Here is a 15,731-nt window from a genome sequence, read left to right as displayed (position 1 = left end):
AAATTGCGTTTTTATAACGGGCAAAAAATTAAAAGCTATAATTTTTATTTAGCTTTGAATCGATTAACTTAAAAGAATTCCAGCCAAATGAAATCGCTTTCTATCAAAGATATAGCTGTTAAAGCCAATGTATCCATCACCACAGTTTCCTTTATTATTAATGGTAAAGCAAAAGAAAAATCGATCAGTGAAGCGGTTATAGAAAAGGTAGAAAAAATTATTGCGGAGAGCGGCTATAAACCCAACCAGATTGCCAGAAGTTTGCGCACCGGAAACTCAAACATCATCGGCCTGATCATTGAAGATATTTCCAACTCTTTCTTCTCCAGGATAGCCAGGTTAATCGAAGATAAAGCCTATAAAAGAGGTTATAAAATCATCTACTCCAGTACCGAAAACAGTGTTGATAAAGCGAAAGAACTGATCAATATGTTTAAATCGCGTAAAGTTGATGCCTATATTATTTCGCCTATTAAAGGAATAGAAGAAGATGTAAAAATGCTATTGGAAGATGGTAATCCCGTAATCTTTTTTGACAGGAACCTGCCCGATATCAATACCAGTTACGTAGGGGCCGATCATTTTAATGCTTCTTACCAATCCATCCAGAGTTTTATCGATCAGGGCAAAAAAAACATTGCCCTTGTTACCACTGATATCAACGTAGAGCAGATTGTAGAACGTTACGATGGTTATAAAAAAGCTTTGGAAGACAATGGCATCAAATACGATGAAAACCTAGTTTTAAAAATCCATTTTAACCAAGAAGAAAGCGAAACCATCAGCCAGATCAAACAACTGCTTGAACAGAAAAAAATCGATGCCGTTTTATTCGCAACCAACTACCTTGCCATCAGCGGTCTAAAAGTGTTAAAACAGATCAATAAAAAAATAGGAGATGACTTTGCTGTTATTGCCTACGATGACCATGAAGCCTTCGAACTGCATACACCGGGAATATCAACCGTACAGCAACCTTTGGAAGAAATTGCAGAAAATGTAATCAAACTGATCCTTAAACAGCTTTCTTCTAAAGCGAAACCCGAAAACCAGCAGATCATTATTCCTGCCAAACTCATCATCAGAGATTAATATTTTGTAACTTAAATATTACGAAATGTGGTTTTAATATGATTTTTAAATTCTCTAATATTGGATTAGTAAAACGTTTTACTTTATTGCGGCTTTAGAGAGCGAAAATCCATCTTAACTAGAATTATCATCCTCATTTTCATTCAATCAGAATAAATATTTGGTCGGTAAATTAAGTAAAACGATTTATCCATTGCAAAGAACCAAATATTGAACTATGAGAAACCTTTCCTTACTGGCATTTTGCCTTTTTTTTTATTTCACGCTTAAAGCACAAGATAAAGCCCCGGCTTATCCACTGATTACGCATGATGCTTATTTCAGTATCTGGTCTTTTGGTGATGGCTTAAATAAATCGGTTACCAAACACTGGACGGGCAAGGAACAGTCTTTATTGGGTGTGATTAAAGTTGACGATCAGTTTTACCGTTTTATGGGCGAAGAGAGTAAAAGCTTTAAAACCATACTCCCAGCTGCCGACGAAGTGAAATATCAGGCCAGCTATACCTTCGACCAGCCTGAAAAAGGTTGGGAAACCAATACTTACAATGATGCTGCCTGGAAAAAAGGCGATGCTCCATTTGGCGATGACCGTGCCGACAAAACAAAGTGGAATACCGACGACCTTTATTTCAGAAGGACTTTTGAAGTTGCAAACCCAACATCAGCAAAAAAATACCTTAAACTCAATCATGATGATAATGTTAGGGTTTACCTCAACGGGAAATTAATTTACAGCAAAAACGGCTGGGTTTCTGATTATATCTACCTTCCTATTGAAGATGGTGTTTTACTAAAAGGTAAAAATATATTGGCCATCCATTGCAAAAATACCGCAGGCGGCAGGCATTTAGATGCCGGGATTGTAGAAGGGGAAGCTCAGGAGGTAAAAATTGCGCCTGCAACCCAAACTAACGTTACCGTACAGGCTACCACAACAAAATATAGCTTTACCTGTGGTAAAGTAGCTTTAGAAGTGAGTTTTACATCACCATTATTGCTTAACGACATTAAAATAACCGCCAGGCCGATCAGTTATATCAATTATTCGGTAAAATCAACTGATGGCAAAGCGCATAAAGTTGATGTTTTCTTTGGAGCCTCATCAAATATTGCGGTGAATACACCAACTCAGGCTGTTTCTGCCTGGAAAAGTACAAAAAATAGCCTTTCCATCCTTAAAACAGGTACAGTTGAGCAGCCCATATTAAAAAAGCGTGGCGATGATGTAAGGATCGATTGGGGTTACTTGTATGTGGCTGTTCCTTCAAAGTTTAATGCCACGCAGTTTATCGGTACCCAGAATGAGAGTTTGAAAGCTTTTATGGCGGCAAAATATCCCATTAAAAACCAGGTTTTAAACGCCAAAAACTTAAACCTAAACAGTGTGATTCCTTTCGGATCCGTTTCTTCTGCTGCGATAGAAAAATATGTGATGCTGGGCTACGATGATTTAAAATCGGTAGAATACTTTGGCGAAAAACTATCGCCGGTTTGGAAGCAATCGGGTTCGCAACTATTTGAAGATCAATTGGCAGATGCTAATCATCAATATCCATCTTTAATGGCTAAATGTGCTGCTTTTGATGCCAAACTTTATGCTGATGCGAAAAAAGCTGGCGGTAGTGAATATGCTGATATGTGTAAATTAGCTTACAGACAAGCCATTGCAGCCCATAAAATCGTTTATGCACCCAATGGCGATATCCTTTTCCTTTCTAAAGAAAACTTTAGTAACGGGTCAATCAATACGGTTGATGTAACCTATCCATCCGCGCCACAATTTTTAGTGTACAATCCCGAATTGCTAAAAGGGATGTTGAACGGTATTTTCTATTACTCTGAAAGTGGAAAATGGAAAAAACCTTTTGCCGCACACGATTTAGGTACTTACCCTTTGGCAAATGGCCAAACTTATGGCGAAGATATGCCTGTAGAAGAAGCCGGAAACATGATCATTTTAACGGCTGCCATTACCAAAGCAGAGGGAAATGCAAAATATGCCGAAAAACACTGGGAGGTAATGTCGGTATGGGCCAATTACCTTTTAAGAGAAGGTTTCGATCCGGCCAACCAGTTATGTACCGATGATTTTGCAGGCCACCTGGCCCGTAATTCGAACTTATCGGTAAAGGCAATTGTAGCTTTAGGCGGTTATGCGCAAATGGCACAGTTACTAGGTAAAACTGATGTGGCTACTAAATACCGTACAGCTGCTTTACAAATGGCGCAGAACTGGATGAAACTGGCTGATGATGGTGATCATTATGCTTTAACCTTTAATGATAAAAATACCTGGAGCCAGAAGTACAACCTGGTTTGGGATAAACTTTTAAAGTTGGATCTCTTTCCAAAAGAAGTGTACAAAAAGGAGATTGATTTCTATTTAACCAAACAAAAAGATTTCGGACTGCCCTTGGATAGCCGCAGAACCTATACCAAATCAGATTGGATTATGTGGACCGCAACCCTGGCGGATAACGAAGCAGATTTTCAAAAATTTATTAGCCCTATTTACCGTTATGCTACCGAAACCGAGAGCAAGGTACCATTGAGCGATTGGCACGAAACCACCAATGGTAAAATGACAGGTTTCCAGGCGAGGAGTGTGGTTGGCGGTTACTTTATTAAAATGCTGGCCGATAAATGGAATATTAAATAAAAACATCAATCAGCTTTGCCTGCAACCATTTACCTATGCAGGCAATAGCTGATTTTTAAAATATATAGCCTGATTTATACCGGCTGAAAAGAACAACACACACAAGTAAACACACAAATGAAACTTAAATTAATCGCATCCATTTTATGCTGCATTGCTGCCAAAGGGTTATTGGCACAGCAGAAAGATTGGGTCCACTATGTAAACACACTGCAGGGAACCAATTCCAAACACGAACTCACCAAGGGAAATACCTATCCCACAACTGCTTTGCCTTTTGGTATGCACACCTGGACGCCACAAACCGGCAGAAATGGCGATGGCTGGAAATACCAATATTTTAAAGATAAAATCAGGGGTTTTCAGCAGGCACATCAATGCAGCTCGTGGACAAGGGATTACGCCGTATTTTCTTTAATGCCAATGGTTGATGAACTGGTTGTTGACGAGAACCGGCGTGAAACCCGGTTTAGCCATAAAGATGAAGTTGCGAAACCGAATTATTATAAAGTAAAGTTCGAAAACGAGATTACTACAGAAATTTCTCCAACAGAGCGCGGTGCACACCTGCGTTTCAGCTATCCAAAAGGCAAAAGGAGTTTCCTGATCCTGGATGGATACACCAGGTTGAGTGGTGTGCAGATCTATCCCAAAGAAAATAAAATTACCGGATGGGTAAATAATGGCGAAGGTTTTAAACGTGGCTGGAAAAGTTATTTTGTGATCCAGTTTGATCAGCCCATTAAATCTTATGGTACCTGGGAGAACAAACGCAATACGGTAAATAAAGATTCGCTAATTGCCGAAGGATTAGGAAAAGGTGCATTTGTACAGTTCGAATCGGGCATAAAAGTTCAGGTTAAAACCGCTTCCTCTTACATCAGCTTAAAACAGGCCGAACTTAATTTAAAAAGAGAATTAGGAAATGATAAAACCTTAGAGGATACCAAAGCCAATGCTGCTGCGGTTTGGAATAAATCGCTTGGTAAAATAGAAGTAGAAGGTGGATCGAAAGCCGATATGGAAACCTTCTATTCTTGCTTTTTCAGAGCAAGTTTATTCTCAAGAAAATTTTATGAAATCAATGAGGCTGGAAAACCTTATTATTTCAGTCCTTACGATGGTAAGGTACATGATGGGTATATGTTTACCGATACTGGTTTCTGGGATACCTTCCGTGCGCAATTTCCATTAAATACCCTGGTACAGCCCGAAATGCATGGGCGTTATATGCAGGCCATGCTTGATGCTTACGAGCAATGCGGTTGGCTGCCTTCATGGTCGTTCCCCAGCGAAGCGGGTAGTATGATCGGTAACCATGCCATTTCTTTATTGGCTGATGCCTGGGCAAAAGGAATCAGAACTTTTGATCCGAAGAAAGCGCTGGATGCCTATTATCACGAAGCCATGAATAAAGGACCATGGGGGCCTGCAAACGGTAGGGATGGGGTAACCGAATATAATCAATTGGGTTATGTGCCTTATCCAAAATATAGAGAAGCCACGGCTAAAACACTGGAGTATGCCTACGATGATTATTGCGCTTACCAGTTGGCTAAAATGATAGGAGATAAACATTATATGGAGGTTTTTGAAAAACCAATGTATAATTATAAAAACGTTTACGATCCTGCTACACGGTTTATGAGAGGCAAAAATGCAGAAGGCAAATGGTCGCCAAATTTCGACCCGACAGAGTGGGGCGGACCTTTTACCGAAGGCAACGCCTGGCATTGGCAGTGGTCGGTTTTTCAGGATACCAAAGGCTTGATTAATTTGATGGGTGGGTACAACAATTTTACTGCAAAGCTGGATTCTGTTTTTACCGAACCCAATAACGTTAATGTTGGTTCTTACGGTGGCATGATCCACGAAATGACTGAAATGGTAATGGCTAATATGGGGCAATATGCACATGGAAATCAGCCTATCCAGCATATGGTATATCTATATAATTATGCCAACCAGCCCTGGAAATCACAATTTCACGCCCGCAAGGTGATGCATAAACTCTATGATGCTACTGAAAATGGTTATCCTGGTGATGAAGACCAGGGGCAAACCTCATCGTGGTATGTATTAAGTGCTTTGGGTTTTTATAGCGTTACACCAGGTACCGGCGAATATGTTTTAGGTAGCCCAATATTTAAAAAAACGACCATTAACTTAGAAAATGGCAAAAAATTCGTGATCGAAGCACCCGCAAATGATTCGGATCACGTTTATATCAAATCTGCCAGCTTGAATGGTAAAAATTTCACTAAAAACTTTATCAATCATAGTGATATTTTGAAAGGTGGGGTATTAAAATTAGAGATGAATGTTAAACCTTCGTTAAATAGAGGACTTTTAGAAGAAGATAAGCCATTTTCGCTGAGTAAATAGATATTGAATCGCTATTTTTGGCGCGTTGATGAAAATTAGTAAAAATAACAGAAATATAGATATAGAATGGAAAAGCCTGTTGCATTAGGTGTAGATATTGGCGGCTCGCATATTACAGCCGCATTGGTGGATTTGGAAACAAGAACTTTGGTGAAGGATTCCATCAAGCGTAGCCCTGTGGACTCACAGGAGAATAAAGAAGTGATTTTATCCGCATGGTGCGATATTATCAGCAAAGCTTTTCAAAACATTAAAAACGGTGCGCGGAACGTTGGGATTGCCATGCCCGGACCATTTAATTACAATGAAGGGATTTCATTAATCAAAGATCAGGATAAGTTTAAATCACTTTATCAGGTTAACGTTAAAGAGGAATTGTCCAAACGTTTAGATATCCCTGCAGAAAATATTCATTTTATAAACGATGCTGCGGGTTTTTTACAAGGTGAGGTTTTTGCCGGGGCTGCAAAAGGAAATGCAAGTGTGTTGGGCCTAACATTGGGAACAGGGCTTGGATCCTCACTTTGTTTAAACTATAAAGCTTTTGATGCTGACCTTTGGAACTCCGAATTTTTAGACGGAATTGCTGAAGATTATTTATCTACGCGCTGGTTCGTAAAACGTTTTAACCAACTTAGCGGTAAAACGGTAGACGGCGTAAAAGAACTTGTCGAAATAGTAGAAACCGATCATTTTGCTACTCGGGTATTTATGGAATTTGGCTATAACCTTGCCCAGTTTTTGATTCCGATTATAAAAAAGCATAAAATAGATACCGTAATTGTTGGTGGCAATATTGCACAATCTTTTAGTGCTTTTGCACCTGAACTTATTGCCACACTTAAGGGCAATGGTATAGAAACCGATATTAAAATTTCGGAACTTAAAGAACATGCTGCGTTAATTGGTGCGGCAAGCTGTTGCGATTTAAGTTTAACTTAAAGTGTTTTATCAGAGTATTTTACATTTTTTTTAATTCAAGCTAAAACTAACCGCAGAATTGCAATTTTAATAAAGTAATTCTGTGGTTAATCTCCATTTTTTCTTTTTTCTTAAGAAAAAGGCACTTTTTGTAGGATATTCTCATTCATATTTCTTTTAATCTGGCCAACAGGCGTATTTTTTTAATATATCCGGAATAAAAAAAAATAAATAATTCTTGATTTATTAATAATATGCTTATTATTGTTTAATAAAACGTTTTAGTCTTCAGTTATTTAAGCATTTTTATTTAGCTAATACAAAAGCAAAGTGTTGATCGTTGATCAAGGCTTTTTTTTACAAAACAAAACTAAAACGTTTTAGTTTAACCAAAAAGTAACTAACCATTCATAAAATTAAAGGAGAAACTAAATGGAATAAATTTTACATCCTAAAACACCCTATTCTGCCCTACAGAAAACAACGAACTAATCAAACACCAAACCAAACTGATCATGACTAAAAACTTACCAAACCAGCTCCGGCTATGCCATGCGCCTTTAGTGTTTTCTTCGTAATACAAAAGAAGCTAGCGTTTAATTAACTGAAAATCATATCGCCGTAAACCGGCAGTTTGTACCATTAACCCCCAATTAACTTATACAGGGGTTAATATGCTGAATGAGTGATTTTCTGCACATTTTATCATTAGCTTTTTTTTTAACGGATTGAATTCCTGATCTATAATGGATCATGTGGCTAAATATTGCACATTTTATAACCAACAAACAATAAATTATCAATTATGAATCTTTTAAAAATGACCAAGAAAGCTGTCGGGCTCTGCTTTGCTTTAGCTTTACTTCTTGGATGTGGTAAAGAAGAGTATCCTGCAGTGGATCTTTTTACCTGGAAAGCAAAGGTAGATGTGACCGCTAAGGCCGCGCTTTCTGTTAACATTGAAAACTCTGGCGGTGCCTCGGCAGGAGAAGGATCGTTAAAAGTGGTGGATAATGACATCAACACAAAATTCCTGATCAATCCTTATCAGGCGAGCCTTTATCTTCAGTTAACCTTTCCTTCACCTCAACAAGTGGCATCTTATACTTTAACATCAGGTGGTGATGCTCCTGATAGGGATCCTAAAAACTGGAAGTTAAGTGGCTCTACAGATGGTAGCAACTGGGTAGATCTTGATACAAGAACAGGTGAAACATTTTCGGGCCGTAACATGACCAAAACCTATAATTTCAAAAACAAAGTCCTGTATAAATACTACAGACTTAGTATTACGGCAAATAATAACGGTTCTCTGTTCCAGTTGTCTGAGTGGCGTGTAATTGAAGTGCCTGAGGAGCAACAGTAATTTATCACTATTGCTGTAAATAAGACAAATTAAGATTTATTCTGCCAGTTAATGTGGCAGGCAATAAAATTTTCAACTGATCAATAGACCCAATAACAGTATTTCTGTTAACAACAACTAATTTTATGATGAAAAAAAATACAAATTTAACTGGGGGAAGGCTCAGGCTTAAAGATTGTGCTTTTAAGGCTATCGCTTTTACATTAGCTTTAAGCAGTGGTTTTTATGCAACAGCTAATGCTTCTGCCATTAATATAAACAGTTCGGTTGCGGTTAGTCAAACCAGGGCCGATATTGTAATCCGAGGAATAATTAAAGATGAAACAGGCGCACCATTGCCAGGAGCAGGTGTAAAAGTTAAAGGTAGTTCTACCAGTGCTGCCGCAGATGTAAATGGTGCCTTTACCATTACCGTCCCAGGTCAGGATGCCATTTTAATTGTAACTTATGTAGGTTACGATACAAAAGAGATCCCTGTTGGCACGCAAACGGTATTGGATATCCGTTTAAAAGAAACCGTTGGCGCCAATTTACAGGAGGTGGCTATTGTGGGTTTTGGTACACAGAAAAAAGAGAGTTTGGTAGGTGCACAATCTTCGGTTAATGTTGCCGATTTAAAACAACCGGTTTCGAGCATGAGCCAGTTATTGGCAGGCCGTATACCAGGTGTGGTTAACGTATCTAGAAATGGTGAGCCAGGTGCAACCGGATCTGATATTTTTATCCGTGGTATATCTTCGTTAACAGGTACCGATAGGGGGCCGCTTGTCATTATCGATGGTGTTCCAAACCGTAACCTGAACGATATCAGTGTATATGATGTAGAGAATTTTACTGTACTGAAAGATGCTGCTGCAACAGCGGTTTATGGTATCCGTGGAGCGAACGGTGTAATTTTAATCAATACCAAGCAAGGTAAAATTGGTACGCCGAAAATCAATGTGGAATATTATGAAGGTGTGAGTCGTTTCACTAAAAGACCGCAGTTAATTGATGGTGTGGATTATATGAACCTGGCTAATGAAGCTAAATATTCAGATTATTTAAGGGCAGGTGCAGCAGGCGCATTTACACCAGCATACTCACTAGATGCTGTTCAGAAAACTGCGGCTGGTACCGATCCGGTACTTTATCCAAATGTAAACTGGTTTGATGCTATTTATAACGATTTTGGTAGAAACAGATCGGCAACAGCTAATCTTTCAGGTGGTGTAAGCAATGCAAAATACTACGTTTCATTGGGATATTATGGCGAAGATGGTTTATTTAAAACCGATGAAGCCGTAAACTCTGCTGTAAAACAGAATTATGGCCGTTATAATGTGAATGCCAACTTAAACTGGGATATTACAGGTACCACCAAGTTGGACTTAGGTATAAAAGGGATTTTGGGACAGAACAACTACCCAAGCAGCTATAGTGCACAGGATATCTTCAGCCAGGCTTTCCAGATCAACCCAACTTCATTCCCGATCCTTTTTCCGAATGGAACTCTGCCGGGTGTTAGTCCCCAGGCCGATCAGCGTAACCCTTATGGGGATATTACCAGGAACGGATATAGAGTTGGTTATAATACCCAATTATACTCAAATATTCGTTTGACCCAGGATCTAAAAGAACTGACACCGGGTTTATCTGTAACTTCAATGTTCTCTTTTGATGTAAGCAATAGCAATTTTATTAACAGAACGAAGAGAGAAACCATATACCGGATTAGCCAGTCCGATCCTTATATCACTCCAGGGGATCCAAATTCAGGTTATAAATACATACAGGTACTTCAGGGGCAGGATTTCTTGAATTATGGCATTAATAACAGCGGTGATAAGAAAATGTATTTTGAGCTTGGGGTTAACTACAACCGCACGTTTGGAAAGCATGCTGTGAGCGGTTTATTATTGTATAACCAGAATGATAATACAAATCCATTTGCCGGTAACTTAACCCTTTCGCTACCATATAGGTTGCAGGGTATGGTAAGTCGTGCTACTTATGCTTATGATAATAAGTATTTCTTCGAATTTAACATGGGCTATAACGGTTCAGAAAACTTTGCACCTAACAAACGTTATGGTTTTTTCCCTGCATTGGGTATCGGTTGGTTGCTTTCGAGCGAGAAATTTTTCGAACCACTTAAAGATGCTATCCAAATGGTTAAATTCCGTTATTCTGATGGTATTGTTGGAAGTGGTGGCAGTGGCTCGGGCTATGCAGCAAACGAGGGAGACCGTTTTTATTATTTAACCAAAGTTGGCGGGGCTGCGAGTTATACTTTTGGTCAGAATGGATCAATAGTGCCGGGTAATAATACCTCTACAGGAGGTTTAGGCGTATTAGCTTATGGGGTTGATGTAACCTGGGCTGAAACACGCAAACAGGATCTGGGTTTTGAGTTGAAAACCCTGAACAATAACCTTTCATTCATTGTTGATTTCTTCAAAGAAAGAAGAAAGAACCAGTTTATCACAAGGGGAACGGTACCGAATTATATCGGTTTGGCCAATACCCCAATCGGTAACCTGGGTATAGTAGAAAATAAAGGTATTGATGGTACCATACAGTACGATACCCAATTTGGTAAAGATTGGTCGCTTAATTTAAGAGCCAACTTTACCTACAATAAAGATAAAGTAATTGAGAACGATCAGGCTCCACAGGCTTATCCATGGATGGAGCAACGAGGTCTTAACATACTGGCCGCTACAAGGGTAGGTTATATTGCTGAAAAATTATTCGATAGTCAGGCTGAAATCAATGCCAGCCCTACACAGTTTGGAACCTTGATGCCGGGCGATATCAAGTACAAAGATCTAAATGGTGATGGTAAAATCGACTCGTTCGATAAAACGGTAATTGGCAGGGGCGATATCCCAAGTACCACTTATGGTTTCGGTTTCTCATTAACCTATAAAAACTTCGATTTTGGTCTGTTCTTCCAGGGACAGGATAATGCAGATATCTTATTGAACATCCCGTCATTCGCCAATTCGGGCGGTTTGGGCAACATGTTAGCAGTGGCTGCTGATCGCTGGACCCCAACTAATCCCCGTCAGGATGCAGTGTATCCACGTTTATCTTATGGTGGTACCAATAGCAACAACTACCAGCCCAGTACCTGGTGGAAACGTGATATCAGTTTCTTGAGGTTGAAAAATGCCGACTTAGGCTATACCCTTAAAAATGGGATCAAATCCATTGGTGTTAAGCGCATGAGGATTTATGCAATGGGCTATAACGTATTTACCATCAGCAAATTCAAACTATGGGATCCCGAATTAGGTACAGATAACGGTACCAGATATCCATTAACGTCTAATTATTCTTTGGGTATTACCGCTAATTTTTAAAATAAAAAGGATGAAAAAAATATTGATATATACAGTTGGCGCATTGCTGGTAGTAGGCAATTATGGCTGTAAGAAATTTTTAAACCAGGTGCCTGACGATAGGCTAACCTTCGATCAGATGTATCAGAAAAAGGCTACTGTGGAGCAGGCATTAGCAAACGTTTATTCTACTATTCCAGATCAGGATCAGGACCGTTCGCCATCGGCATTGGGTAATATTGGTCCTTGGACAGCAGCTTCTGATGAAGCTGATTATACTTTGCCAAACTTTAGCGAAAATGTAAATACAGGTGCATGGGATGCAACAAGTGGCTCCGTAAATTATCACTGGCAGAACTTTTACCGTGGTATTCAGGCAGCTAGTTCTTTTATGGCTAATGTAACCAAATGTACCGACTGTAATCTTGGTGGTATTGATATTGTTAACCGCTATTACAATGAGGCCAGGGCTTTAAGAGCCATCTATTATTACTATCTCGTAAGACAGTATGGGCCGGTAGTTTTGCTGGGAAATGATCCTATTGCGTCTGATGCACCATTAGCGGCAATCAGTAAACCACGTAATTCAATGGATGAGTGTATCGAGTACATCGTAAGTGAATTAGATGCGGTAAGCACTAAACTTCCAGCTACGCCGCAAGCGGCCGAAGACTATGGTCATATTACAGGCTCTGTTGCAGATGCTTACAAAATTAAAGCTTTGTTAACGGCGGCCCGTCCGTTGTTTAATGGAAATACAGATTATGCAAACCTTAAAAATCAGGACGGCAAGCAATTGATCAACCAAACCTATAGTGTTGCAAAATGGACAAGATTAGCTACTGCCGCTAAGGCATTTTTAAATAATGCTAATTATGCTAATTATGCGCTGTACAGTGTTACTTCTACACCTAATGGTTTGCAAAATAATGCTTTCAATAGAGCCTTTATAGCAACAAGGGATGTGTTTTTAAACGGATGGAACTCTGAGATTATTTTTGGTAGGGGAGGAGATGTAACGCTTTATCAATACTCATTAGCCCCGAATCATAGTGGAGCTTCAGGTGGTGATAAAGGTGGCTCTTTCCTTTCTCCATCTCAACAATTAGTTGATGCTTACTTTACTGCCAATGGTTTGCCAATCGAAAACGATCCGTCATATTCTGCTACTGGTACCTCCGCTTATCAGGCACCAGATCCCAACGATCAGGGGGCAGCAAGAGCAATTAGTAATATGTATGTGAACCGTGAGCCACGTTTTTATGCCAACATTACTTATTCTGGCCGTAAATGGATCAACACTTCTTCAAATATCATTACCAGTTTTGAGTTTAATGGCAATGCCGGAAAAAGTGGTATTCCTAATAACGATTATACCAAAACAGGTTACACTTCAAGAAAACACTTAACCGTTGCCGGTTGGACAAGTGGTAGAACCATTTTTACCATGATCAGGTTAGCTGAGATTTATTTAGATTATATCGAGGCATTACAGGAGTCGAATCCATCAGACCCAGATATTCTGGTTTATTTAAACAGGATCCGTACAAGGGCTGGTATTCCTGCTTATGGAACCGGTGGACTTCCAGTGCCAACCGATATGAAAGATGCGATCCGTAGAGAGCGCCGTGTAGAATTGGCTTTCGAATTAGACCGTTATTTCTATACCAGAGAATGGAAAATTGCCGAAACTACCGATACACAGATCAGGGGTTTAAATATTTCCCAAAATGCCCCTGGATTTTTCACGCCTGTGGTTACGGAAAACAGGGTTTTCCAAAAGAAACACTACCTATGGCCAATACCAAGTAACGAAATTCAAAAAGTTCCGGTAATTGTACAAAATACAGGCTGGTAAAATATAAAAAGCACCGGGTATTCTACTCGGTGCTTTTTTTGAACCCATTAATATGAAAACTATGAAAAACATTTTCCCATTATCAGCAATAATGTTATTTGCACTTTTGGCTTGCAATAGCAAAAATGCTCCTGTAGAAACGGCAGAACCTGCACCTCCGCTTGTAGAAGCAGTAGATCCGCCAGATGCACCGCCAAAAACCTGGAAAGAACATTGGTTTGAACACGTTCAGCTGCTTAACCGAGTGGCTTATGATACCAGTGTGGTGGTTTATTACGACGGTGATGTTAAACCCACCATTGTTTGGCCAAAAACCTATATGGCTGAGGCCTGGAATTACACTAAAAAAGCTTATGGTAAATTTGGTGATGATAGCCGTTTATTTGTGATTTATCATGCAGGTAAATATGGTGGCGGCCATCCGGGTACTTATCTTGATGCCGGGCACGATTACAGAAATGTAACCGATTGTGGTTCTAACGATTTAAATGCCTGGGTTACTGGCGTAGATAACGACATTGATTTATCAACCCACGAAATTGGCCACATAGTTGAGGGAGCATCAAAAGGTGTTAAAGAATCGCCAGCTTTCGATATCTGGCATGACAGTAAATGGATGGAGATTTATCAGTATGATGTGTATTTAGGTTTAAACAGAACCGCCGATGCACAACGCTGGTTGAACAAAATGATGACCACAACCGATAGTTACCCAAGAGGAGGTACACAATGGTTTAAAAACTGGTTTCTTCCAATTTATGAAAACTATGGTAAAACAAAGGTTTTAAACGGTTTCTTTACCCTGTTGTCGCAACAATTTCCTAAACAGGTTATTACCGTTCAGGGCAAAAGTTATCAGCAATATACCAGGAAAATGAATTTTGGCGAGTTTATCCATTTCTGGAGTGGCGCAGCCAAAGCAGACCTGGCGCCATTGGCATTATCTGCTTTCGGATCAAAAGATGAAAAAGGGGCAGACTGGGCGCCAATGCTGGCAAAAGCTAAAACCGATTTCCCAAATATTACCTATTAAATTTATTATAATGAAAGATTCAGAATGATAACTCTGGATCTTTCATTTTTTATCACCCACACAAATAAAACAAATGACCAGGAAATTTTTAACCCTTGCATTGGTGTCATTTTTAGCAACCAGTGCTTTCGCTCAAAACAGAGAATATAAAATTACCATTAACGACAAAGACAGTGCAACAAATGCCATTGTAGATGCTAAACTGAAAGCCGCTTTTTTTGAGGTTTACCCAGGCTTTGCCCAGGCAGATGGCTACAGAACGAAAAGAAATGTTGTGCTTGATTTTGTAACCGACGAAACACCAACCATTATCGCTAAAGCAGGAGAAATTAAAGTAAACGGCGAATGGGTTAAAAATAAATCTCAAAAGAAAATCCAGAAAGAGCTATTTACAGCACTTTCAAAAAACTGGGTTTCTTACAGTATAGAAAAACATAAGGGATATACTTTAACTTTCATTAGTAAAGACCCAAATTTAGATCCAACAGTTAGGAAAAACTTAATCTCTACTTATTTTGAGATTTATCCAACTTTGGTGAAAACATTTAACGATAAATCTACACATGATGTACTTTTTGTAGTAGATACCGCCTATAAAGCCGTAGCTGAGGCCAGTGGAAACAGGATTTTGTTCAGCGCGGGTTATATGAAGGCACATCCAACCGATATTGATGTAGTAACACATGAAACCATGCACATTGTACAGGGATATGGTTACAGCGCCGGTCCGGTTTGGTTAACAGAGGGTATTGCCGATTATGTACGTTATAAATATGGGGTAGATAATGTAGGCTCGAAATGGAGTTTGCCAGCTTACAATGAAAAACAAAATTATACCAACAGCTACCGGATTACCGCCCGCTTTTTTGCCTGGTTAGAACAAAATGTAAAACCGGGACTAATTGCCACATTAGATCAGCAATTAAGGGCGCATCAGTACACGGCACAATCATGGGAAACCCTAACAGGAAAAACCCTTGATCAACTTTGGGCCGATTATGGCAAAGAACCCCAAAAAGTAAGCCTTACGTATAGCAGTAAGAAATAATTACCTAAGGGCCGTCATCTCGATCCGATAGCTATCGGAT

General features: G+C 39.4%; 9 protein-coding genes. All 9 read left to right on the top strand.

The genetic code is table 11. The features are described 5' to 3' along the window. Nucleotides 1-87 precede the first annotated feature (87 nt). On the top strand, nucleotides 88-1,092 hold the full coding sequence (locus U859_RS0120070; protein ID WP_025145109.1) for a LacI family DNA-binding transcriptional regulator: 1,005 nt from the start codon (nucleotides 88-90) through the stop codon (nucleotides 1,090-1,092). A gap of 217 nt (nucleotides 1,093-1,309) precedes the next feature. Beyond that, on the top strand, nucleotides 1,310-3,754 hold the full coding sequence (locus U859_RS0120065) for a glutaminase family protein (protein ID WP_025145108.1): 2,445 nt from the start codon (nucleotides 1,310-1,312) through the stop codon (nucleotides 3,752-3,754). Between the two features lie 117 nt (nucleotides 3,755-3,871). Further along, the gene (locus tag U859_RS0120060; RefSeq protein ID WP_025145107.1) at nucleotides 3,872-6,139 is read left to right on the top strand and encodes a GH92 family glycosyl hydrolase; all 2,268 of its coding nucleotides are present in this window, start codon (nucleotides 3,872-3,874) and stop codon (nucleotides 6,137-6,139) included. Between the two features lie 66 nt (nucleotides 6,140-6,205). Next, nucleotides 6,206-7,081, top strand: coding sequence for an ROK family protein (locus U859_RS0120055; protein ID WP_025145106.1), 876 nt, complete (start codon nucleotides 6,206-6,208; stop codon nucleotides 7,079-7,081). Between the two features lie 784 nt (nucleotides 7,082-7,865). Then, the gene (locus U859_RS0120050; RefSeq protein WP_025145105.1) at nucleotides 7,866-8,426 is read left to right on the top strand and encodes a discoidin domain-containing protein; all 561 of its coding nucleotides are present in this window, start codon (nucleotides 7,866-7,868) and stop codon (nucleotides 8,424-8,426) included. A gap of 125 nt (nucleotides 8,427-8,551) precedes the next feature. After that, nucleotides 8,552-11,773, top strand: coding sequence for a SusC/RagA family TonB-linked outer membrane protein (locus U859_RS0120045; RefSeq protein ID WP_240183079.1), 3,222 nt, complete (start codon nucleotides 8,552-8,554; stop codon nucleotides 11,771-11,773). Nucleotides 11,774-11,783: 10 nt separating this feature from the next. Further along, nucleotides 11,784-13,610 carry a RagB/SusD family nutrient uptake outer membrane protein gene (locus U859_RS0120040; RefSeq protein WP_025145103.1) on the top strand — a complete coding sequence of 609 codons (1,827 nt, stop codon included), beginning with the start codon at nucleotides 11,784-11,786 and terminating at the stop codon, nucleotides 13,608-13,610. A 61-nt stretch (nucleotides 13,611-13,671) separates the two neighbouring features. Next, complete coding sequence (locus U859_RS0120035; protein WP_025145102.1) at nucleotides 13,672-14,643, top strand: hypothetical protein; 972 nt, start codon at nucleotides 13,672-13,674, stop codon at nucleotides 14,641-14,643. Nucleotides 14,644-14,716: 73 nt separating this feature from the next. Beyond that, nucleotides 14,717-15,691: a basic secretory protein-like protein gene (locus tag U859_RS0120030; protein ID WP_025145101.1), complete on the top strand. Its 975-nt coding sequence runs from the start codon at nucleotides 14,717-14,719 to the stop codon at nucleotides 15,689-15,691. Nucleotides 15,692-15,731 lie beyond the last annotated feature (40 nt).

This window comes from Pedobacter jeongneungensis (genome assembly GCF_000633455.1).
GTDB lineage: Bacteria > Bacteroidota > Bacteroidia > Sphingobacteriales > Sphingobacteriaceae > Pedobacter > Pedobacter jeongneungensis_A.
Note: the sequence above shows the minus strand (reverse complement) of the source record. Positions and strands in the feature narration are given on the sequence as shown.

Excerpts from the sequence above, each read along its gene's own strand:
- U859_RS0120050 (WP_025145105.1), top strand. The coding sequence starts at position 7,866 with ATGAATCTTTTAAAAATGACCAAGAAAGCTGTCGGGCTCTGCTTTGCT.
- U859_RS0120055 (WP_025145106.1), top strand. The coding sequence starts at position 6,206 with ATGGAAAAGCCTGTTGCATTAGGTGTAGATATTGGCGGCTCGCATATT.
- U859_RS0120060 (WP_025145107.1), top strand. The coding sequence starts at position 3,872 with ATGAAACTTAAATTAATCGCATCCATTTTATGCTGCATTGCTGCCAAA.
- U859_RS0120035 (WP_025145102.1), top strand. The coding sequence starts at position 13,672 with ATGAAAAACATTTTCCCATTATCAGCAATAATGTTATTTGCACTTTTG.
- U859_RS0120065 (WP_025145108.1), top strand. The coding sequence starts at position 1,310 with ATGAGAAACCTTTCCTTACTGGCATTTTGCCTTTTTTTTTATTTCACG.
- U859_RS0120030 (WP_025145101.1), top strand. The coding sequence starts at position 14,717 with ATGACCAGGAAATTTTTAACCCTTGCATTGGTGTCATTTTTAGCAACC.
- U859_RS0120040 (WP_025145103.1), top strand. The coding sequence starts at position 11,784 with ATGAAAAAAATATTGATATATACAGTTGGCGCATTGCTGGTAGTAGGC.
- U859_RS0120070 (WP_025145109.1), top strand. The coding sequence starts at position 88 with ATGAAATCGCTTTCTATCAAAGATATAGCTGTTAAAGCCAATGTATCC.
- U859_RS0120045 (WP_240183079.1), top strand. The coding sequence starts at position 8,552 with ATGATGAAAAAAAATACAAATTTAACTGGGGGAAGGCTCAGGCTTAAA.